This window comes from Pseudoxanthomonas suwonensis, from assembly GCF_010093235.1.
GTDB classification, from domain to species: domain Bacteria; phylum Pseudomonadota; class Gammaproteobacteria; order Xanthomonadales; family Xanthomonadaceae; genus Pseudoxanthomonas; species Pseudoxanthomonas suwonensis.
In genome coordinates this window covers 100,001-118,433 of the sequence record NZ_PDWP01000005.1, presented here as the reverse complement: position 1 = coordinate 118,433, position 18,433 = coordinate 100,001, and the positions used below count along the sequence as shown (strand labels likewise).

The 18,433-nt window shown below is 68.4% G+C and carries 23 protein-coding genes and 1 tRNA gene; 9 read left to right on the top strand and 15 right to left on the bottom strand.

Annotation, left to right across the window (positions count from 1 at the left end; genetic code table 11):
- Nucleotides 1-92: 92 nt before the first annotated feature.
- Nucleotides 93-566 (bottom strand): DUF2269 family protein, encoded by a 474-nt coding sequence (locus CSC68_RS03650; RefSeq protein ID WP_162202136.1) that lies wholly within the window; start codon nucleotides 564-566, stop codon nucleotides 93-95.
- Entirely contained in the window at nucleotides 547-1,785 is a 1,239-nt protein-coding gene (locus tag CSC68_RS03645; RefSeq protein ID WP_246193431.1) for an SDR family oxidoreductase, read from the bottom strand. Before CSC68_RS03645 ends, CSC68_RS03650 begins: the two co-directional genes overlap by 20 nt.
- On the opposite strand from CSC68_RS03645, the gene CSC68_RS03640 reads away from it, so the two are divergent.
- Complete coding sequence (locus CSC68_RS03640) at nucleotides 1,741-2,367, top strand: hypothetical protein (protein WP_162202050.1); 627 nt, start codon at nucleotides 1,741-1,743, stop codon at nucleotides 2,365-2,367. The two genes, CSC68_RS03645 and CSC68_RS03640, sit on opposite strands and share 45 nt — an antisense overlap.
- On the opposite strand, the gene CSC68_RS03635 is transcribed toward CSC68_RS03640, so the two are convergent.
- The 4 genes from CSC68_RS03635 to CSC68_RS03620 form a co-directional block, all read right to left on the bottom strand.
- Nucleotides 2,275-2,781, bottom strand: a complete 507-nt coding sequence (locus CSC68_RS03635) for a hypothetical protein (RefSeq protein ID WP_162202135.1) — start codon at nucleotides 2,779-2,781, stop codon at nucleotides 2,275-2,277. The two genes, CSC68_RS03640 and CSC68_RS03635, sit on opposite strands and share 93 nt — an antisense overlap.
- On the bottom strand, nucleotides 2,781-4,307 hold the full coding sequence (locus CSC68_RS03630) for an FAD-dependent oxidoreductase (protein ID WP_162202134.1): 1,527 nt from the start codon (nucleotides 4,305-4,307) through the stop codon (nucleotides 2,781-2,783). The genes CSC68_RS03635 and CSC68_RS03630 overlap by 1 nt, the downstream gene beginning before the upstream one ends.
- Nucleotides 4,308-4,440: 133 nt before the next feature.
- A complete protein-coding gene (locus CSC68_RS03625; protein ID WP_162202133.1) occupies nucleotides 4,441-5,757 on the bottom strand; it encodes a sigma-54-dependent transcriptional regulator in 1,317 nt (438 codons plus the stop codon).
- 109 nt (nucleotides 5,758-5,866) lie between these two features.
- Nucleotides 5,867-6,169 (bottom strand): hypothetical protein, encoded by a 303-nt coding sequence (locus CSC68_RS03620; RefSeq protein WP_162202132.1) that lies wholly within the window; start codon nucleotides 6,167-6,169, stop codon nucleotides 5,867-5,869.
- 179 nt (nucleotides 6,170-6,348) lie between these two features.
- Between CSC68_RS03620 and CSC68_RS03615 the strand changes: the two genes are divergently transcribed.
- The 3 genes from CSC68_RS03615 to CSC68_RS03610 are packed head-to-tail and all read left to right on the top strand — an operon-like array spanning nucleotide 6,349 to nucleotide 7,245.
- A complete protein-coding gene (locus tag CSC68_RS03615) occupies nucleotides 6,349-6,516 on the top strand; it encodes a hypothetical protein (RefSeq protein WP_162202131.1) in 168 nt (55 codons plus the stop codon).
- The gene (locus tag CSC68_RS15775) at nucleotides 6,513-6,686 is read left to right on the top strand and encodes a hypothetical protein (protein ID WP_170296330.1); all 174 of its coding nucleotides are present in this window, start codon (nucleotides 6,513-6,515) and stop codon (nucleotides 6,684-6,686) included. The genes CSC68_RS03615 and CSC68_RS15775 overlap by 4 nt, the downstream gene beginning before the upstream one ends.
- Nucleotides 6,667-7,245 (top strand): cysteine hydrolase family protein, encoded by a 579-nt coding sequence (locus CSC68_RS03610; RefSeq protein WP_162202130.1) that lies wholly within the window; start codon nucleotides 6,667-6,669, stop codon nucleotides 7,243-7,245. The genes CSC68_RS15775 and CSC68_RS03610 overlap by 20 nt, the downstream gene beginning before the upstream one ends.
- Before the next feature lie 66 nt (nucleotides 7,246-7,311).
- Here CSC68_RS03610 and CSC68_RS03605 read toward each other — a convergent pair whose 3' ends face one another.
- The gene (locus tag CSC68_RS03605) at nucleotides 7,312-8,208 is read right to left on the bottom strand and encodes a manganese catalase family protein (protein ID WP_162202129.1); all 897 of its coding nucleotides are present in this window, start codon (nucleotides 8,206-8,208) and stop codon (nucleotides 7,312-7,314) included.
- 38 nt (nucleotides 8,209-8,246) lie between these two features.
- Complete coding sequence (locus CSC68_RS03600) at nucleotides 8,247-8,765, bottom strand: ferritin-like domain-containing protein (RefSeq protein ID WP_162202128.1); 519 nt, start codon at nucleotides 8,763-8,765, stop codon at nucleotides 8,247-8,249.
- Nucleotides 8,766-8,978: 213 nt separating this feature from the next.
- Here CSC68_RS03600 and CSC68_RS16015 point away from each other — a divergent pair, with 213 nt between their 5' ends.
- From CSC68_RS16015 to CSC68_RS03585, 3 genes are all read left to right on the top strand, one after another.
- Nucleotides 8,979-10,355: a sensor histidine kinase gene (locus tag CSC68_RS16015; RefSeq protein ID WP_162202127.1), complete on the top strand. Its 1,377-nt coding sequence runs from the start codon at nucleotides 8,979-8,981 to the stop codon at nucleotides 10,353-10,355.
- Nucleotides 10,352-10,732 carry a response regulator gene (locus CSC68_RS03590; RefSeq protein ID WP_162202126.1) on the top strand — a complete coding sequence of 127 codons (381 nt, stop codon included), beginning with the start codon at nucleotides 10,352-10,354 and terminating at the stop codon, nucleotides 10,730-10,732. Before CSC68_RS16015 ends, CSC68_RS03590 begins: the two co-directional genes overlap by 4 nt.
- 214 nt (nucleotides 10,733-10,946) lie before the next feature.
- Nucleotides 10,947-11,612 (top strand): hypothetical protein, encoded by a 666-nt coding sequence (locus tag CSC68_RS03585; protein WP_162202125.1) that lies wholly within the window; start codon nucleotides 10,947-10,949, stop codon nucleotides 11,610-11,612.
- A gap of 1,044 nt (nucleotides 11,613-12,656) precedes the next feature.
- On the opposite strand, the gene CSC68_RS15885 is transcribed toward CSC68_RS03585, so the two are convergent.
- From CSC68_RS15885 to CSC68_RS03570, 4 genes are read right to left on the bottom strand one after another with little or no spacing between them, the layout of a single operon-like run.
- Nucleotides 12,657-12,851: an ATP-binding protein gene (locus CSC68_RS15885; protein WP_281353784.1), complete on the bottom strand. Its 195-nt coding sequence runs from the start codon at nucleotides 12,849-12,851 to the stop codon at nucleotides 12,657-12,659.
- A gap of 22 nt (nucleotides 12,852-12,873) precedes the next feature.
- Nucleotides 12,874-13,911 carry an ACR3 family arsenite efflux transporter gene (gene arsB / locus CSC68_RS03580; protein WP_162202159.1) on the bottom strand — a complete coding sequence of 346 codons (1,038 nt, stop codon included), beginning with the start codon at nucleotides 13,909-13,911 and terminating at the stop codon, nucleotides 12,874-12,876.
- A gap of 13 nt (nucleotides 13,912-13,924) precedes the next feature.
- The gene (locus CSC68_RS03575) at nucleotides 13,925-14,437 is read right to left on the bottom strand and encodes an arsenate reductase ArsC (protein ID WP_162202124.1); all 513 of its coding nucleotides are present in this window, start codon (nucleotides 14,435-14,437) and stop codon (nucleotides 13,925-13,927) included.
- A 54-nt stretch (nucleotides 14,438-14,491) separates the two neighbouring features.
- Nucleotides 14,492-14,824 carry an ArsR/SmtB family transcription factor gene (locus tag CSC68_RS03570; protein WP_162202123.1) on the bottom strand — a complete coding sequence of 111 codons (333 nt, stop codon included), beginning with the start codon at nucleotides 14,822-14,824 and terminating at the stop codon, nucleotides 14,492-14,494.
- A gap of 17 nt (nucleotides 14,825-14,841) precedes the next feature.
- Here CSC68_RS03570 and arsH point away from each other — a divergent pair, with 17 nt between their 5' ends.
- Together arsH and CSC68_RS16125 are read left to right on the top strand one after the other, a co-directional pair.
- Nucleotides 14,842-15,573, top strand: a complete 732-nt coding sequence (gene arsH, locus CSC68_RS03565; RefSeq protein WP_162202122.1) for an arsenical resistance protein ArsH — start codon at nucleotides 14,842-14,844, stop codon at nucleotides 15,571-15,573.
- Between the two features lie 655 nt (nucleotides 15,574-16,228).
- On the top strand, nucleotides 16,229-16,699 hold the full coding sequence (locus CSC68_RS16125; protein ID WP_425501199.1) for a helix-turn-helix transcriptional regulator: 471 nt from the start codon (nucleotides 16,229-16,231) through the stop codon (nucleotides 16,697-16,699).
- Here CSC68_RS16125 and CSC68_RS03555 read toward each other — a convergent pair.
- From CSC68_RS03555 to CSC68_RS03545, 3 genes are all read right to left on the bottom strand, one after another.
- Nucleotides 16,656-16,731 (bottom strand) — tRNA-Ile (locus tag CSC68_RS03555). The genes CSC68_RS16125 and CSC68_RS03555 overlap by 44 nt on opposite strands.
- Before the next feature lie 10 nt (nucleotides 16,732-16,741).
- Nucleotides 16,742-17,905 (bottom strand): tyrosine-type recombinase/integrase, encoded by a 1,164-nt coding sequence (locus CSC68_RS03550; RefSeq protein WP_162202121.1) that lies wholly within the window; start codon nucleotides 17,903-17,905, stop codon nucleotides 16,742-16,744.
- A complete protein-coding gene (locus CSC68_RS03545) occupies nucleotides 17,902-18,330 on the bottom strand; it encodes an Arc family DNA-binding protein (RefSeq protein ID WP_162202120.1) in 429 nt (142 codons plus the stop codon). Before CSC68_RS03545 ends, CSC68_RS03550 begins: the two co-directional genes overlap by 4 nt.
- Nucleotides 18,331-18,433 lie beyond the last annotated feature (103 nt).

The following is an 18,433-nucleotide window of genomic DNA, read 5'->3' as shown; positions in this document are numbered from 1 at the left end:
GCGGCGGGGGGCCGCCATTGGGCCCTGCGCGGCGCCCAGCCGGCGTGAAACAGCGGCACCCGGCGATGCAGACCTTGCATGGTTGCAGCGGATCAGGCGAACGGGACCTTCCGCGCCACCATCATGTAGAAGATCGCAAGAAACGAGAACAGCGCCGGGAAGCCAAGCGCGGTCCAGGCGCCCAGGACACGGGCGTACTGCACCGGCAATTCCCGGCCGCGCGCGGCCGCGGCCACCGCGATGTCGCGCAACCGCATCTGCAGCCAGACCACCGGCAGCCAGCACGCCGCCGCGATCACGAACAGCACGATTGACCAGTACAGCCATGGCGTGGACAGGGGGATATCGCGCCCACGGGCGAGGTAGAGCCCGCTCAGCGGCTGGAACACGATGGTGGTGGCGGTGAACATCCAGTCGGCCACCACCACCAGCCTTGCGACCGGCGCAATCACCGCAGGGTCGCGGGTACGGCTGATGAAGAGCAGGTAGAACGCCGTGCCCACGCCCGTGCCGAACAGGAACGTCGACGAGAGCACATGGAGGAACTTAACGGTCACCAGGTCCATGCGCTCGGTCCAGGAGGATCAGGGCCAGGATCGCCCCGGCGATGGGGATGTTCTTCAGCAGGGGGCCGAACGGATGCAGCCAGAACTCCGGTAGCCAGAGGCTGATCAGCACGGTGTAGCCGGCCATCAGCAGCAGCTGCGCGTGATACACAGGACGGCGTCCTGGCAGCACCAGCATGGCGATGCCGAGCAACGCGTCAAGCAGCGCGCCGGACCACAGGGCCACATCCGCCAGCCCCCCCTGGAGTCCGACGCGCGCCAACAGCGCGTGGCTGGCCTGGCGCGGATAGCCCCACAGGGACACCCAGGCCGTGCCGAGCCACATCGCAGCCAGCGACAGGCGCAGGGCAAGCACCGCGCGCCGGGTGCGCAGGACGTCCCGCAACCGAGACGCCTCCTGCGCGTCGATGAACCTCGACGGATCGCGCGGCGGGCGGCCGAGCACCGCGCTGATGCCCGCAGGATCACCGGTGTTGCCAGCCTCCAGCATGCGTAGCGCATCCGGGCCGACCAGCCCGCCGGTCAGGCGTGCGGCCAGCGGCAGGAAGGGCCGCAGAGGCTGCATGGGAACTGCCAGCACCCGCGGGTTCCTGCCGAGCGCCGCGCCCAGCAGGCGCAGGTATCCGTGCATGGGAAGCGGGCGCGGTCCCACCGCGTCCAGGGAGGCGGGAGGATCATCGGTGCAGGTCATGACCCGCACCAGCGCCTCCACCAGGTCGTCCACGTGCAGGGGCTGCACCAGCTGCGGGCCGCCCCCAGGCAACGGCAGCACCGGCAGCGTCGCCAGCCGGAGGAAGAAGCGGCTGCTGGCCCCCTCCGGCGAGAACACCAGCGAAGGCCTGACGATCACCACCGGCGCCGGAAGCTGGCGCAGCAGGACCTCGGCGCGCCCCTTGGAATCGAAGTACGCGGTGGCGCCACCAAGCGCCGCGCCAAGGGCGGACAGGTGCACCAGCCGTCCGATGCCGGCCTGTACCGCGGCGCCAAACAGGGCGGCCACCGCCTTCACGTGTACCGCATCGAAGCTCTGCTCAGCTTGCGCCTGGAAGATGCCCACCGCGTTCAGCAGCACATCGTGGCCCTGCAGCAGGCGCACCAGTTCGTCGCGCGGCGGCAGGGCATTGAAGTCCAGGAACAGACCGGCTCCCTGCCCGCGTCCCGCGAGGACCACCTCATGACCCGCCTGCCGCAATCTCTGCGCGACCGCGCTTCCGATCATTCCCCGTCCGCCGGCAACCAGGATCCTCAGGCGCCGGGGTGGCGCACCGTCCTGGTACGCGCGCTCGGATCGGGTTCGATGGCCAGCATCGTCTCCACCCTGGTGGTCTCCGTCCGCAGCTGGCGCCGCAGCCGATCGGTCCCCGCCGGCACCAACGCCGCCAGCCAGTGGGTATGGGACTGGCCCGCACGCCACGCCGGCGGATGGTCGGCGCGCCACACGCTGCTGGGTTATGCCATCCACCATGCCAGTTCGCTGATGTGGGCCACCGGGTACGAGGCGTGGGGACGCCGGCGCCCGGCCGATCCGCCGCTGCTGCGCGCCGCCGGCGTGGCCACGCTGGCCTACGTGGTCGATTACCACGTCGTGCCGCGCCGGCTCAGCCCGGGCTTCGAGAACCGCATCGGCGCCGCGGGCGTGGCGGCTGCCTACGCCGGCTTCGCGCTGGGGCTCGCCCTGTGCGACCTGGCCAAGGCGCGCCGGCATCGCTCAGGCGCCCCTCGCCCGCAGCGCGGCGCGGAACTCGTGCAGCCAGGGCAGCACGCACAGCAGGAGCGGCGGCAGCAGCAGGGCCAACCATAGGCCTGGCGACGCGGGAGCCAGGCGCAGCGCCCAGCCGGCCGCGCGGGCATCCCCACCCTGCGCGAGCACGACCGTGCCCAGTGCGATCCACGGCGCCATGTCCAGCACGCTGTGCAGGTGCTGCTCCAGGGGCGTGATCGTGCGCCGTCCGAACGCAGCCAAGGTATCGACATATCCGGCCACGGCGTGGACCAGGGCCAGCAGGGCGAGCGACAGCAGCAGTCCAAGCCCCGGCGCGAAGGCCAGCCAGGCCAGCACGCCGGCGCCCAGCAGGCCGAGCTGCACCGCGTGCATGGTCGATTCGCGCAGCCCGGAGGTATGCGGCAGGTCGGTGCGGCGGTGCTGGGCGAAATCGAGGAAACCGGCGGCGAGCCAGCCCAGGTATCCGGCATAGGCCCATCCGCCGGCGGACATCAGTCACCGTCCTCCAGCGGGTACGGCTCCAGCGGTGCATTGGCCGGCCCGTTGAGCACCACGCCGCTGCGCGCGTCGAAGCGCGAGCCGTGGCACGGGCAGTCCCACGACTTCTCCTCGCTGCTCCAGCGCACCACGCAACCCATGTGGGTGCAGCGGGCGCTGTAGGCATGCACGGCACCGTCCCCGGCGCGGTAGACGGCCACGCGATGCAGGCCACGGCGCAGCACCGCCCCGCTGCCGGGACTGATGTCCTCGACCTTCGATACCTGTGCCGGCCTCACCCAGTCGCGGTACTGGAGCACGGCATTGACGTTCTCGCGCAGCCACTCGCCACCGGCCCGCAGCGGCTGGCGGCCGGGGTCGTAGAGCCCGCGCCAGGGGTTGTCGCGACCCTGCACCAGGTCGGTGACCAGCAGGCCGCCGAGCGTGCCATGGGTCATGCCATTGCCGGAATCGCCGGTGATCAGCCACACGTTGTCGTGGTGCGGATCGGCGCCGATGAAGGCCAGGCCGTCGGCCGGCTCCAGCACCTGGCCCGACCAGGCGGCGTGGAAGGATTCGACCTGGGGGAAGCGCTCGCGCGTCCATGCCTGCAGCCGCGCATAGGCCTCCGGATCATCGTCCTGCCCGGTCTTGTGGTCCTCGCCGCCGACCAGCAGCTCCATCCACGCCGGATCGGCGGTCTCGCGCAGGCGCACGTAGTGGTAGGGATCGGCGTCGTCCCAGACCAGCGCGTCGGGAACGGTGCCGGCCGGCACGCGCCCGGCGACCACGTAGGTGCGGTACGGCGCCTGCTTGGGGAACGTGGCGGTAGTGCCATGGAACGGGACGTTGGCCGCGACCACCACGGCGCGTGCGCGCAGCACGCCATTGTCGTCCAGGTGCAGCGCTGGTTCGTCGCCACCGGTGACGCGTTCCACGTTCGCGCGCAGGAAGCGGCCACCGGCGTCCCGCACTTCGCGTGCGAGCGCGAGCAGGTAGCCGCCCGCATCCAGGCGCGCCTGGCCGGCGAAACGGATCGCCGGACCGAACCGCGCCGGCAGCTCCTCGCCGGCCTCGCACCAGCGGACTTCAAGCCCCGATTCGCGCGCGGCCTCCATTTCCTGGCGCAGGCCCTCCGTGTCGCCCTTGTGCGAATAGAGGTAGCCCGGCACCCGCCGGAAGCCGCAGTCCGGCGCGCCCGCCGCGAGGTCCTCGATCCAGTCGATCGCCACCGCATGGCTGGCCGCGGCAAGTCGCGCACCGTCCTTGCCATGATGGCGCTGCAGCAGGGTGAAACGGTCGTCCAGGGCGGAGGCCAGGTGCGCGGTGGTGCGCAGGGTCTCGCCCGCGCCCACGCCTTCCCGGTCGATGACCAGCACCTGCCTGCCCTCGCGCAGCAGGCAGGCGGCGGTGGTCAGCCCCGCGATGCCCGCACCCACCACCACCACGTCCTGCGCGCCGGCGGGCGCCTGGGTTTCGAACCAGCCGGCCGTGGCGTCGCCGATCGGTGCCCAGACGGGAATGGTGAGTGCAGTGGACATGCGGGCTCCTTTTGCATGAATCGCCCCGCGCCGCCGGCGCGGGGCTTGTGGCCGTCGACCGCACCTTCCGGCAGCAGGCGTGAAACCGTTGTCTCCAGGCTTCAAGGCGGCACGCCGCCGGAACCACGCCTGGTCAGTGGCCTGTCGCGTGGCTGGCACCGCTCCGTTCGTCGTCGCGGCGCGCAAGGTGGTTGTAGATGGTGCGCACGCTGATGCCGAGTGCACGCGCGGCGGCGGCCTTGTCGTTGCCGAAATGGGCCAGGGCGGCGTCCACGGCGCGCGTCTCGAGTTCGGCCAGGGTCATCGTCCCGATCTCGAAGACCAGGCGTGCACCATCGCCGTGCGCGGGAACCGGCGCGGTACCTGCCGGCTCCACGTGCAGCAGGGGCGAGCGCTGCAGCAGGTAGGTGGATTGCACGGCTGCACGCAGCTCGCGCACGTTGCCGGGCCATGCATGGCGTAACAGCGCGCGGTCGGCGCCGGGCGCGAGCCGTTTCTCCTGGCCGTACTGGCCATTGAGGTGGTGGATCAGCAGGTCGGCCAGTGCGACCACGTCCTCGCCGCGCTCGCGCAGCGGCGGGACGCGCAGTGCCAGCGCGGAGATCCCGTAATGGAAGTCCTGCCGGAGCTGGCCGTCGGCCACGCTGCGCAGCGGATCCCCGGCGATGCAGAACAGCAGGCGCGGCGCCCCCGCGTCGGCGGGACCGGCGCTGGATGCGCGTCCCTCTACGATCGCCAGCAGCCTGGCCTGCACATGGTGGGGCAGGCGTTCGATGCCGTTGACCAAGAGCGTTCCCCCGGCGGCGCGCGCGAAGGCCGACGCCGCCGGATCCCCGTCGTCGCCGAACAGCGCCGACTCGATGCGTGCCGCAGGCAGCGTGTCGCAATCGACCACGACGAAGGCGCCGCCGCGGCCGCTGGCCGCGTGTATGGCGCGCGCCACCGCCGTGCGCCCGCTGCCAGGCTCGCCGGCAACCAGCACGGGAGCATCGCAGGCAGCCACCCGCATCGCCATGTGCGAAAGCCTGCGCATGGCGCCCGAGGCGCCGGCGAGTTCGACCGCGCCTGGCCCATCGCCGATGCCGGGCCAGCTGCACCGGGCGATGCGCCTGAGCACGGCCTGCAGCTGCTCGGGGCGAAAAGGCTTGACCAGGTACTCCACCACCGGCGACGCGATCGCACGCACCGCCGTATCCACGCTGGGCCGGCCGGTGGCGACGACGATCTGGCCATGGCGGGCAAGGTCCAGTCCGTCGAGCAGGTCCATGCCGTTGCCGTCCGGAAGGGTCAGGTCGAGCAGGATCAGGTCGGTGGCGTGCTCGCGCACGAAGGCCCGCGCCTCGGCGAGCGTGCCCGCCAGCTGCACGCCGCAGCCCTCGTCGGCCGCGAGCTTGCCCGCGGCACGCGCAAAGCCGGTGTCGTCGTCGACGATCAGGACGGTGGGGGTCATCTGCTACCTCGGGGGAATGAAGGCAGCATCGACCCCCACCGGTTAAGCGCAGGTGGGCGCGATCGCACGGCCACGTCAAAACGTGACGCCGCGCGCCGCGCCCGGGCCGTTACTCGGTCGGCTGGGTCGGCGGTGGGGCGGTCGGATCGGGCGCAGGCTCGGTCGTGGGCTGCACGCAGTTGGGATCGTTGTCCGCGCACGGAACCGCTGGCGAGTTCGGATCCACCGGCGAAGCGGGCGGCATCGACGGATCGGTCATCGTCGGATCGGGCGCCGTCGTGGTATCGGCGGGAACGGTGGTGTCGGCAGGCTGCACCGTACCGGTGGTCGCCGGATCGACGGCCGGTTCATCGCGGCGATCACAGGCGGCGACGCCCAGTACGAGCACAGCGCAAAGCAGGGGGATTCGCATGGCATTCCTCCACGGAGGCCGCACGTGCGGCAGGTGCATGAAAACCCCACGGGGCTTTGGCCGGCGTGAACGTCCCGCTGCATCGGGGATGAACGCAGGGGTTGCGCTTTACGTGGCGTGCACGAGGCGCGGCCGAAAGTGCCCGCTCCGGCACCGACGCCGCGTACCGTTGATCGACCATGCCAAACCAGCATCCGCACGCCCGCCCCGGCACGCCCGACCTGGCCCGGCTGCGCCGCCACCTGCCCGAGCTGTTGCAGCACTTCGTCCCGGATCCTTCGCCGCAGCCCGCTCGTCCCACGGGGCCCGACATTCCCGAACGCCTCGGCACGGAGGGCGCGCGATGAGCCACGACAAGTCCGCCGACCGCGACGACGAGGCACACCGTGGCGAGCAGCCCGGCAAGCACGAGAGCCGCGACCGCAACGATCCGGAAGTGCAGCCGGGCGCGCGCACCGGCCGCAAGGAGCCTCCCTACGTGAATCCGGAGCCTCCGCGTGGACCTGGCGAAGGATAGGCGGCGGAAGTCCCCTGCCCTGCTGCTGGTGGACATGATCAACCTGTTCGACTTCCCCGGCCGATCGCAGATGGCCACCGCCGCGCGCCGGATCACGCCGGCCCTGGTACGCCTGCGCGACCGCTTCGACCGTGCCGGTGCACCGGTCATCCACGTCAACGACAACTTCGCGCAGTGGCGCGGCGAGTTCCGCGAGCTGGTCGCGTCGTGCATCGACGCCGGCGGCATTCCCGCCGAGATCGCCACGCGCCTGGCTCCGCAACCGCATCACTACCACGTGCTCAAGCCCAAGCATTCGGCCTTCGCCAGCAGCGCACTGCCCGTGCTGCTGGCCAAGCTCGGCGTGCGCCGCCTGGTGATCACCGGCATCGCCGCCGATTCCTGCGTGCTGGCCACCGCCCAGGATGCCAACATGGCCGAATACGAGACCTGGGTGCCCAGCGACTGCGTGGCCTCGCGCCAGACGCAGCGCAAGCGCGAGGCGCTGTCGCTGCTGGGGCGCTCGCTCAACGCGCGGACGCAGGCCAGCCGCCGCGTGCATGGGCTGTTCCCCGCCTAGCCCCCCCAAGAGAAAACGGACGCGTCGCGCGGCCGTTCCCGTTCCCTTTCCCGTTCCAGTTCCCGGCTACTTCGCCACCGGCGTGGTGGTGCCGGCACCGGGACCTGCGCCAAGGTCGGCGCCGGTCACCGGATCGGAATCCGGATGCGACGCGGTGCGCTCCACCAGCGCTTTCATCGCCGCCTTCTGCGTGGCCGTCAGCTTGACCGTGGCCTCGCCGTCGCCACCATCCACCGCCGCCTGTTGCTCGCGATCGGACACCACCTCCCACTGCGGGCCGCTGTTCCACGGCCCCTGGGCGTCGCCTGCGCCCTGCGACATGTCGAAGTAGATATCGGTGAAGCGCGGATCGCCCGGCAGCTTGCCCGCCGGGAAGTTGTCCTGGATCGAGTACAGCGCCTTCTCGAAGGACTTCTGGTGCGCGATCTCCCGGGTCATCAGGAAGGTGAGCGCGTCCTTGATGCCCGGGTCGTCGGTGACGTTGATCAGCCGCTCGTACACGATCTTGGCGCGCGCCTCGGCGGCGATGTTCGATCGCATGTCGGCCATCGGTTCGCCGATCGTGTCGACGTAGGCCGCGGTCCACGGCACGCCGCTGGAGTTCACCAGCGCCGGTCCGCCGCCGTAGAGGATCTGCTGGGTGTGGCTGGGGCTGTTCTGGGTGAGGGTGCGCATCTCCATCGCCTCCTCCATCCCTTCCGACAGCACGGCCTTCGGGCCGCTGTTGAGCATCGCGATGATCGAGCCGATGATCTCCAGGTGGCTCAGCTCCTCGGTGGCGATGTCGTAAAGCATGTCCTTGCGCCCGGGATCGTTGTCGCCCAGTGCCTGGGTGAAGTAGCGCATGGCGGCGGCCAGCTCGCCCTGCGGACCGCCAAACTGCTCGAGCATGAGCGTGGCCAGGTCCGGATCGGGACGGGCGACGCGTACGGTGTACATCAGGCGCTTGTTGTGGATGAACATGGGGATCTCCGTGGGAGCCTGGCTGGGGGTGCGGCGGGTCAGCGCTTCGCGGTGACGCCTTCGGTGGTCTCGCGGGCGAGGAACGCGAGGATCACGGACTCGTGGTGCTCCAGCAGCCACTGAGCCATCGCCTCCCCCTCGGCGAGGAGCCGGCTGCAGACCGCGGCGATGTCTTCGTGGCCGGCCTCGCGCGCGGCGATCACCAGCGCGCGGTACGACGCGATCTCCATGTGCTCGAACGCATAGCTGATGCCCACGCCCTTGGCGACCTCGTCGCTCATCATCGAGTTGCCTGCCGCGTGCATGGCGGCCATGGCGTCGGCGAGCATGCCGCGCGCGGCCGGCACCGAGCCGTCCAGCCGGGCGATGCAGGTCTCCAGCTGCGATGACTGCTGCCGCGTTTCCTCCACGTGCGCCTGGATGCGGGCGCGCAGCTCCGGGTAATGCTCGAGCCGACCGGCCATCGCCTTGAGCATGGTCTCGGCTTCCTGTTCCATCGCGTAGGCGTCCTGCAGCCACATGAGGAGCCGCTCGGTGGTCGATCGTGTGCTTGCCATTCCTGTTTCCCTTCGCGTCGTGCGGCGTACCGGCCGCGGCATTCGACCCTGCGCCCGCGGGGGTGCAGGGTTCGTGGTCCGTGCGTGCAGGCTTTTCAGTGCATGGACTTTGTGACGAAGTGCAAGAAGTCGAGGCTGACTGCATCCACCAGAACGCCGGCTTGGCTATCGTGGGCGCGGGACTTCACGCATCGCTCACACGGAGTCGCGTCGATGCCAATGGAAGGTTCGATCCTGTACAACGCGCCCGCGCCCGTCGCGGAACGGCTGTTCTGCGAGGCGGTGCTGGACTCGACCCCCGACCTCGCCTGCCTGGTCGACCGGAGCCATCGCTGCGTCTACGCCAACCGCGCGATGCTCGAGGCCGTTGGCCGGCCTGCGGGGGAGGTGCTGGGACGGAACCTGGCCGAACTGGATTGCGCGGCGCTGCTGGTGACGCTGCACGGTTCGGCGGTCGACCGGGTATTCGCCACCGGCAAGCCCGTCCGCGGCGATGTCCCGGTCAAGGGGCCATGCGGGGAACGCATCCTCGACTACATCCTCGCGCCGGTGCGGGCCGCCGACGGCAGCGTGGAAGCGGTGGCCGCCACCATCCGCGACGTCACCGAGCGCACCGCGCACGAGGACATGGCACGCCGCAACGAGCGCCGCCTGCGCGCGATCGCCAGCGCCAGTTCCAGCGTGATCTACCGCCTGGACCCGGAATGGTCGCGGGTGCAGATCCTGGTCGGTCCCGGCGTGGAGAACCCCCCGCCGCTGTCGCTGGCGGAGCTGCGGCACGCACGCCTGCATCCGGACGACCAGGTCCGGGTCGCGCGCGCGGTGGACAGGGCCCGCGAGGAAACAACGGTATTCGAGGCCGAGTACCGCTGGCTGCGCGGCGACGGAAGCTACCACTGGCTGGCATCGCGCGTGGTGCCGGTACGCGGCGACGACGGCGTCGTGCAGGAATGGGTCGGCGCCACCACCGACGTGGACGACCGTCGCCAGGAGGAAGCGCATCGCCGGCTCCTGATCGACGAGCTGAACCACCGGGTCAAGAACACGCTGGCCGTCGTTCAGTCCATCGCGGTGCAGACCCTCGGCGGCGCCGACGGCGGCCCGGCGGGTGTCGAACGCTTCCAGGCGCGGCTGCTGGCGCTGGCCAAGGCGCACGACCTGCTCACGGCCTCCAGCTGGAGCGGCACCTGGCTGCGCGACGTGGTGGAAACCGCGATCAGCCCCGGCATGGGCCATGGGCTGGAGCGCTTCCGGATCGACGGCCCGCCGGTGCGGCTTGGCCCGCGGCCGTCGCTCGCGCTCTCGATGGCGCTGCACGAGCTGTGCACCAACGCGCTCAAGTACGGCTCGCTTTCGGTGCCGGAAGGGGAGATCGCGATCCGCTGGCGCACCGGCCAGGGTCGCCTGCGCCTGGAATGGCGGGAAACCGGCGGCCCCCGCGTGGTCGCGCCGACGCGCCGTGGTTTCGGCACTCGGCTGGTGGAGCGCGGCCTCAGCCATGACCTCGATGGCGAGGTGGAACTTGCATTCGAGCCTGCTGGCGTAAGCTGTCTCATCGATGTGCCGCTGGCCGAGGAGGCTGGACGATGAGCGACGAGAGCCCCGTGCGCGCCCTGGTGGTCGAGGACGAATTCCTGCTCCTGGCCCTGCTCGAGGACCTCCTGCCCGACCTTGGAGTCGAGGTGACCGCGCGTGCGCGTTCGCTCGAGGGCGCGCTCGCCGCCGCGAAATCGCCCGCGAATTTCGACGTGGCCCTGGTCGACGTGAACCTGGGCGGGGAGCGCTCCTACGAAGCGGTGGACGAGCTGCTCGCCGCCGGCATCCCCACGCTGTTCATTACCGGGTATGGCAGCGGCAGCCTGCCGCCGCGCTTCGCCGCGCTGCCGGTGCTCGGCAAGCCCTTCGGGCGCGACGACCTGGCACGGGCACTGGCCATGCTGTGCGGACAGCGCATGGCCACGCGCTGATCGTGGCCGGCCTGCCGTGCCGTCGCGGCCGGCCATCGCCTGCCTGGTCGTGCAATGCCTGCACCGGTCCTGCAATCGGCGCATTCGGCATCGCTTCCTGTTCCCGGGCTGACCGCGCATCGACGCGGCCGCCGGAATTCACGGCGCACGACGTCCGCACCGCCCACCATGTCCACGTCGCCGCAAACGGCGCCCACGCGCCCGGAGGTATCCCATGGCGGACGAAACCGCTACCGGCGTCGCCGAACTGAAGGCGGTGGTCATCGACCTGCTGCACCCGGCGACCCGCAACCCACACGACACGCGACGCACAGACGACGCAGGGAGCAATGCAATGGCCAATCGCGACAGGCAGACCAGCGGCCCACAGCCCGCAGGCGGGAAGAACCCGGTTGCCGGCGACCACGACACGGCGCGCGCACGCGCCGGCGGAGCGGACTCGCTGCCGGCGGCGGCCGATCGTGGCCACGAGGGCCAAGGCCCGGCAAGCGGCACCCACCATGCTGCCGACACCGGCGACAGGCATGGACCGGGGCGCGCCGGCGGGCGACGCGGCGAGGAACGGGCGACGACGGATGACCGCCAGTCCGAGTACGGCGCCGGAATGGAGGAATCACGCAGGAGCGACACCGATGCCGACGGCGGCACCTGGCCGCCGCGCGACTGGGACGCGAACGGCAATGCCAAGCGGCACGGCCAGGTGGAACACGGCCGCGGCCCGGGCGGCTACGAGGACCGCTCGCGCGAGCTGCGCGACTACGGCCCGGGTCCGGAGGGTGCTACCGGCGAAGCGTGGCGCACCTACGAGCACCACGGCGACGGCAAGCCCGACGCGGACGCCGATGGCAATGCGAAGCCAGGCGCAGGCAAGCGCAAGTAGGCGTCCGGCCAGGCGGGCCGGCGACGTGCGTGTGGAGTAGAGAGGAGAAAACAAAACCGGTCACGACGAGCCTTGCGGGCGTCCACGCCACTTCCGGTGCGATGCACCCGGTGGTGGCGTCCGGTGTGCGCAGCTGGGGATGCCGCGCATATCTCCATCCCCGGTCCGTCTTGGTCCGGGACCAGCTTTCCCGGCGAAGGGGGTCGCCTGGGAGTGCAGGGGATTCGGCGCCGGAGGGTATGGCCGGACGCCGTGCACGCTGGTCCGTACATTATCCTGAACGGGCCGGCCCGGCGCTGTCGGGCTACTCCGCACTTCTGTAAGGAAAAACCTGACATCGCCTCACGATGGACTGTTCCATGTGACGGACGCCGCGCGGGGGGCCAGAGTCTGGTCGCAGGCATACGGGCGCGGCTGTCTGGCCGTGGAGCCCGGGCGCAGCGCTGGCGGCCATCGCGGTCCCGCCGGCACGCCGCGACTGCGCAGTCCTGTCCGGCGCCAGCAGACCGACAGACCAGTGAGGCGCAGCACGGACGCCAGGCCGGCCAGGCTCCAGGGCCGTGCGTGCGACGGACGTGGTGGGCCCACCAGGATTCGAACCTGGAACCAAGGGATTATGAGGCCCTTAAAAGTGGGTTTCAAAGGGTTTTAGCTCGTCTCAAGAAGAGCGGCAATAGATGCTAAATAATTGATAGAAAAGGGATTAATCCAGAAATAGCAAAGTCCCCCTATCAAAACGACAAACGGCCACCAAACGGCCACGAGAGTTTTACAGGCAGCTCGTACCACTTCTACACTTGCAGCCATCTGTCTTTTTCTTTTCCAGGAAGCCGAAGATGGCAAGGCTGACCTACGCCCAACTCAAGGGCATGAAGCTCAACCAAGAGTGCAGCGACGGGGGAGCCCGCCTCCATCTATCGCCTCCGGGGAGACTCAAAGCACCAGCCCTCGGCACCCCGCTGTCGAGCCCATGAGCTCCAGCGAGCCAGGTATTAAACGCCAAGTAGTTGGACACCGCCGACAGCGTTGTTAGACACCCCGAGACTAGGCTGTCCGAATCTTTCTTTTCCGCATCGACTCGCCTTTCAGTTCCAGCTTATGGCTGCTGTAGATCAAGCGATCCAAGATCGCATCTACCAGCGCGGGATCATGGATGAAGGCATGGAAATGGGGGCAGCGTGCTGAGTAGCCATAGGCGTGAGCGCCTGATCCCGGATCATGTGCTCGATGCTCAGGCATCTACTAGGCAGCAGGAGGAGTGTCAGATGCCGCCGGCTTGAGGTCGCTCGTACCAGCTGCGGCTTCGGTTGACGATGCGAACCACCGATAGCATCACCGGCACCTCGATCAGCACGCCGACAACCGTCGCAAGTGCAGCTCCTGAGTGGACACCAAAAACACTTACCGCCGTGGCTACGGCGAGTTCGAAGAAGTTGCTGGCGCCAATTAAGGCCGAGGGACCGGCAACGCAGTGAGCCACGCCCAGTTTGCGGTTCAGTAGGTAGGCCAGTCCGGAGTTGAAATAGACCTGGATGAGGATGGGCACGGCCAGCATGGCGATGACCAGTGGCTGCGCCAGGATCTGCTGGCCCTGGAAGCCGAACAGCAGCACCAGCATCAGCAGCAAAGCCGCCAGAGAAAGCGGGCCGAGCCGGGCCAGCCAGCCGTCGAGCCTGGCCTGTCCACCATTTCGCATCACCCAGGCGCGCACGCCCGTAGCGATGATCACAGGCACCACGATGTAGAGCCCTACGGAGATGACCAGCGTGGCCCAGGGGACGGTGATGGAGGAGATGCCGAGCAGCAGCGCGACCAGAGGGGCGAACGCCACCACCATGATGGCGTCGTTCAAGGCCACCTGGCTGAGCGTAAAAGCCGCATCCCCACGGCACAGGTTGCTCCACACGAACACCATCGCGGTGCACGGCGCGGCCGCCAGCAGGATGAGGCCGGCGATGTAGGAGTCCACCTGATCAGCCGGCAGCCAAGGCCCGAAGACGTGGCGTAGGAAGAACCATCCCAGCAAAGCCATCGAAAATGGCTTCACCGCCCAGTTGATGAACAGCGTGGTACCGATGCCGCGCCAGTGCTGACCGACCTGACGCAGCGCGCCGAAGTCGATCTTCATCAGCATCGGCACGATCATCACCCAGATAAGCACGGCCACGGGCAGGTTTACCTGCGCCCACTCGATGCTTCCAAGGCGCTCGAAGGCGGCCGGCCATCGGTGGCCCACCAGCGTTCCCACCACGATGCACAGTGCTACCCAAAGGGTCAGATAGCGCTCGAAGAAACCCATGCGTGGTGCTGCATCACTCACCGGTTTCCTCCTCGGCCTCGACAAAGCCAATCTTGTCCAGGGCGGTCTTGAGCTGCGCACGGTCTTCCCAGGCCGACGAGGGAAGTGCCAGGAAGGCCATCAGTCGGGCCTGGATGACACGATGGGCCTGCCTGAACGCCGCACGCTTGTCGTCATCGCTGCCGGCTGCTGCTGCGGGGTCAGGCAAACCCCAATGGGTGCGTAGGAAATCCCCGAACACCACCGGGCAAGTCTCTGCTGCCGCCGAGTCGCACACGGTCACGACCAGGTCCATGCGCGGGGCCTCCGGCGTGGTGAATTCGTCCCAGGACTTGCTGCGCAACCCGGCGGTGGAAATCCCCTCGGCCTGCAGCTGGGCCAGGGCGAACGGGTTCACGGTGCCGGTGGGCTGGCTGCCAGCGCTAAACACTTTGAAGCGGTTGCCGGCCCACGCACGTAGTGTGGCCTCGGCCAGGACGCTACGGGCACTGTTGCCGGTGCAGAGGAAAAGAACGTTGTGGGTCATGGCGAGGTTGTCATGTGGAGGAAAGCGGGGCGCTTGCAGGAGAACGGCGCCGGATCAGCAGCCGCAGGCGGGATCGTTCACCTGCGTACATTCGGCGTTGCTCGAACCGGAGCAGCAGTTGTGGGTGAGGTACTCGATCAAGCCGTTCATTGCCTGGAAGTTGGCGCGATAGCAGACGTAGCGACCTTGGCTCTCACCCTCCACCAGACCGGCATGCACCAACTCCTTCAGATGGAAGGACAGCGTCGCGCCGGGAACGCCCAGCGCCTCACCGATGTCACCAGCCATGCGGCCTGCAGGGCCGGCTTCGACCAGCAGACGGTAAGCAGCTAGGCGGGTCGCATGGCCCAAGGCGGTCAGGGAGGCGATTGCATCTTTCGTTTCCATTTTTCTAGAATAGTGGAATGAATAAGCCAGAACAATCCCCCTTCAGCCTTCCCACCCACTTGGACGTGGGCCTGCTCCCTACGCCCGCGCACGAGGTGCTGGGCGACGGCGACATGCATCCACCTCGCATCCTGCTGCTGTACGGCTCGTTGCGGCCGCAGTCCTTCAGTCGAAAGCTAGCGCTGGAAGCCGAGCGCATCCTGCAGCACCTCGGCGCCGAGACCCGGGTGTTCGACCCGCATGACCTGCCGGTATTGGACAGCGTCGACAAAAGCCACCCGAAGGTGCAGCAGCTGCGCGAGTGGTCGCAGTGGTCGGAGGGCCAGGTCTGGGTGTCGCCCGAGCGCCACGGCACGATCACCGGCGTGTTCAAGAACCAGATCGACTGGCTGCCGCTGGAAGATGGCAGCGTGCGACCGACCCAGGGTAAGACCTTGGCGGTGATGCAGGTCAACGGCGGCTCGCAGTCCTTCAACGTGGTCAACACCCTGCGGGTGCTGGGCCGCTGGATGCGCATGGTCACCATCCCGAACCAGTCGTCGGTCGCCAAGGCCTGGCAGGAGTTCGACGACAACGGCCGCATGAAGCCCTCGTCCTACTACGACCGCGTGGTGGACGTGATGGAGGAGCTGATGAAGTTCACCCTGCTGGTGCGCGGGCGCAGCGACTACTTGGTAGACCGCTACAGCGAGCGGCGAGGCGCCGAAGAGGCACGCCGAGTCTCAGCCGCTGCAAGCGTGGCTGAGTAGGCCCAGAATCAATCCCTCCCAGGTGTCCAACTCGCTGGAGACCGTTTCCAGTTCATCTGGTGGCGGCGTCCAACTGGCTGTTTGTACCAGGCCTGCAACCGCAGAGGAGAGTCCAGTAAGGGGCACTCAACCTTACGGTCTAGTTAGCCACCTGCAGCAGACCCACTCAAGCGTCACCCGTGGGGACTATCCCCGACCGTCTACCGGAGAGTCCCGCAAGGGGGCTTTCCGGTTTTTTTCGACCTGGAGGGCAACGGTTGGCCAGCCCAAGGAAGGCCTCCAGAAGCCCCGCAGAAGCGCTCCAGAGGCCGATCCCTCCCGGGGGTGGCTAGGGTGTAAAGCCCCCAATATGGGGCGGCCTGAGAGGCAGCCTTTACGAGGAGCAAGCCACTGCTTCCGATCACACAAAACAAAGCCACTACTAGACAAGCCCGGCCACCAACGTCCAAGGGACCAGGCAGACAGGGCGAACGCAAGCAAGACCGCCCACCGGCAACAACGACCCTCAGGCAACAACCAGAAGAGCCCTACGCCTACGTGAGGCCCACCCCCAGGCCTCTCCACCCAGGCGAGGCAAAGCAGCACCCATAGTCGACCTGAGAGCTCCCCAAGGAGCTCCCAGGATTTCTGCAAAAAACTGTCAGCCACCCTCGATATGCCCACAGCGCGCGCTTACCCCCCTGGGGGGGTGGGCGCGTTTGCTTATGGGCGATGGAGACCCCCTGCCATGCGTACAGAGAAGGATGCCCCCTACTACCTCCGCCCCACCCCGCGCCTCCTCCGTCTCCCCCAAGTGATGGACATCACCGGCCTGTCGAACCCGACGATCTACCGGATGGTCGAAACCGGAGCTTTCCCCAAGCAGCGCAAGCTGAGCCCCAGGGCGGTGGGCTGGCTTGAGCATGAGGTGCAGGAATGGGCGCTTGGATGCCCCGTTGCGCAGATCGGCAGCACAGCTGTGCAGATCCAGGATCACCGGAGCAGCTCAGCACGAACGGCCACAGAACGGCCACAGAACGGCCACGAGAGACGCCCAATAACAACGAAGGCCACCCGAAGGCGGCCTAAGTTATTGATCTACATGGTGGGCCCACCAGGATTCGAACCTGGAACCAAGGGATTATGAGTCCCCTGCTCTAACCGTTGAGCTATAGGCCCTGTAAGGGTTTCAGGCGGGTTTGGAGACCGGTCGTGGTAATTCCGGTGTAACCGGGCGGCTGGTCAGGCGGCCTTGGAGTGCATCCATGGCGTCCCGCATCGAGGCGGCGTGAGTGTACCGTTCGGCCATCGCCCGCGTCTTCCATCCGCCCATGGTCTGGATCGTCGCCGCGTCCAGGCCGGCGTGCGCGGCGTTGGTGGCCGCGGTGTGCCGCATGGTGTGCGGGGTGCAGTGCTTGGCGATGCCGGCGCGCTTCACGCAGCGGGCGAAGATGGCGTTCATCTGGTAGGCCCTGCCCGACTTCGCCCGCGGCGACGCGAAGATGAAGGCCTCCGGCTCCATCCCGCTGACCAGCTCGGCCAGGTAGTCGGCCAGGATCTGGGGCATGGGCTGCTCGCGGCGGCCGGCCTTGTCCTCCCGGATCCATAGGATGCGCCGATCGGCGTCGACGTCGCCGGCGCGCAGGTTCAGCGCGGCAGAGTGCCGCAGCCCGGTGAACAGCGTGACCATCACGAACGGGTGCGCCAGCGGGGACTGGTCGACGAGGGCCGCGTCCAGGAGACGCTGGGACTCCTCCGGCGTCAGGTACACCAGCTTCCCCTCCGGCTCGGCCTGGCGTGCCAGCACCGGCACCGCGGCCAGCAGCTTCCGGCGGCGCATGGTGTTGAGCATGTGCAACAGCGCAGACCGCTCCCGGTTGATCGTGGCCGGGCTCGCCCCTTCCGCCTTCCGCTTCGCCACGTAGGCCAGCCAGTCGTCGTCCGTCAGGCGGGCGACCTGCTTCTGCCCGAGGTGGGGCTTCAGGTGGTCACGGAAGCGGCGCGCCTTTGTGTCCAGGTCCCGGCCGTCATGGCCGGCCAGGTACTGCAGGTACTCATCCGCAGCCTGAGAAACCGTCTGGGCGGCGTTGTGGCGACTGCCTGCCACCCCATGCGCGGATGCCCGCTTCGTCGCCCTGAGGGACGCCACGAGCGCCTCGGCCTGGGTGCGGGTATAGCCCTCCGACTCGAGACCCACAACCTGGTGGTGCCGGCGCCGGTTGACCATGACGTTGACCGACCACCGGCCGTCGCCGTTGGCCAGGCGCGTGTACGTGATGCCGCGCTCGCTCAGCGACTCACCAGCGGCCAGCGCGCGCATGCGTGGCCGAACCAGTTTCAAGAAGGCGCTCATTTGCCGCGGTTCAGGCGCCCTAGCCGGGTATGCCACGCGGCGAGGTCATCCATCGCGCTATCGAAAGCCTCCTTGTACTCCGTCGCATCAGGGTGGTCGCTCAGCGCGTCATGCCACCGGACAACCTCGCCTGCCGCATCCACCAGCGCGTCCAGGACCGCCTTCTGCTTCACCTGTGCAGGCAGCGGCGCACCAGCTCCCATTAGGCGCTGAATGATCTCAGCGTTAAGAGATCGACCCGCAGCTCTCGCCTCCGCCTGCAACAACACCATCAGGCCGCTCGGTATCTCGAAACTGAAGCTCGCTTCCAACCGCCGAACGATCTCGGCAGTGAGTGAGCGCCCATGGGACTTCGCGGCCTCCTCGAGCTTGGCCTTCAGGTCTCTGGGTAGCCGAATCTTGAAATGCGGGATATCTGCGTTCATTGGCGAAGCATGACCCAATTTGGGCCTTGACGGCAAGAATCAGGTGTGAAACAGTGCCCGCCGATGGCCCACTGATGGTCATCAATGGCCCAAAGGAGAAAAG

Bases quoted from the DNA above. Each gene is read 5' to 3' on its own strand.
- CSC68_RS03650 (WP_162202136.1), bottom strand. From the start codon at position 566: ATGGACCTGGTGACCGTTAAGTTCCTCCATGTGCTCTCGTCGACGTTC.
- CSC68_RS03640 (WP_162202050.1), top strand. From the start codon at position 1,741: ATGACCCGCCTGCCGCAATCTCTGCGCGACCGCGCTTCCGATCATTCC.
- CSC68_RS03645 (WP_246193431.1), bottom strand. From the start codon at position 1,785: ATGATCGGAAGCGCGGTCGCGCAGAGATTGCGGCAGGCGGGTCATGAG.
- CSC68_RS03635 (WP_162202135.1), bottom strand. From the start codon at position 2,781: ATGTCCGCCGGCGGATGGGCCTATGCCGGATACCTGGGCTGGCTCGCC.
- CSC68_RS03630 (WP_162202134.1), bottom strand. From the start codon at position 4,307: ATGTCCACTGCACTCACCATTCCCGTCTGGGCACCGATCGGCGACGCC.
- CSC68_RS03625 (WP_162202133.1), bottom strand. From the start codon at position 5,757: ATGACCCCCACCGTCCTGATCGTCGACGACGACACCGGCTTTGCGCGT.
- CSC68_RS03620 (WP_162202132.1), bottom strand. From the start codon at position 6,169: ATGCGAATCCCCCTGCTTTGCGCTGTGCTCGTACTGGGCGTCGCCGCC.
- CSC68_RS03615 (WP_162202131.1), top strand. From the start codon at position 6,349: ATGCCAAACCAGCATCCGCACGCCCGCCCCGGCACGCCCGACCTGGCC.
- CSC68_RS15775 (WP_170296330.1), top strand. From the start codon at position 6,513: ATGAGCCACGACAAGTCCGCCGACCGCGACGACGAGGCACACCGTGGC.
- CSC68_RS03605 (WP_162202129.1), bottom strand. From the start codon at position 8,208: ATGTTCATCCACAACAAGCGCCTGATGTACACCGTACGCGTCGCCCGT.
- CSC68_RS03600 (WP_162202128.1), bottom strand. From the start codon at position 8,765: ATGGCAAGCACACGATCGACCACCGAGCGGCTCCTCATGTGGCTGCAG.
- CSC68_RS16015 (WP_162202127.1), top strand. From the start codon at position 8,979: ATGCCAATGGAAGGTTCGATCCTGTACAACGCGCCCGCGCCCGTCGCG.
- CSC68_RS03590 (WP_162202126.1), top strand. From the start codon at position 10,352: ATGAGCGACGAGAGCCCCGTGCGCGCCCTGGTGGTCGAGGACGAATTC.
- CSC68_RS03585 (WP_162202125.1), top strand. From the start codon at position 10,947: ATGGCGGACGAAACCGCTACCGGCGTCGCCGAACTGAAGGCGGTGGTC.
- CSC68_RS15885 (WP_281353784.1), bottom strand. From the start codon at position 12,851: ATGCCTGAGCATCGAGCACATGATCCGGGATCAGGCGCTCACGCCTAT.
- arsB (WP_162202159.1), bottom strand. From the start codon at position 13,911: ATGGGTTTCTTCGAGCGCTATCTGACCCTTTGGGTAGCACTGTGCATC.
- CSC68_RS03575 (WP_162202124.1), bottom strand. From the start codon at position 14,437: ATGACCCACAACGTTCTTTTCCTCTGCACCGGCAACAGTGCCCGTAGC.
- CSC68_RS03570 (WP_162202123.1), bottom strand. From the start codon at position 14,824: ATGGAAACGAAAGATGCAATCGCCTCCCTGACCGCCTTGGGCCATGCG.
- arsH (WP_162202122.1), top strand. From the start codon at position 14,842: ATGAATAAGCCAGAACAATCCCCCTTCAGCCTTCCCACCCACTTGGAC.
- CSC68_RS16125 (WP_425501199.1), top strand. From the start codon at position 16,229: ATGCCCACAGCGCGCGCTTACCCCCCTGGGGGGGTGGGCGCGTTTGCT.
- CSC68_RS03550 (WP_162202121.1), bottom strand. From the start codon at position 17,905: ATGAGCGCCTTCTTGAAACTGGTTCGGCCACGCATGCGCGCGCTGGCC.
- CSC68_RS03545 (WP_162202120.1), bottom strand. From the start codon at position 18,330: ATGAACGCAGATATCCCGCATTTCAAGATTCGGCTACCCAGAGACCTG.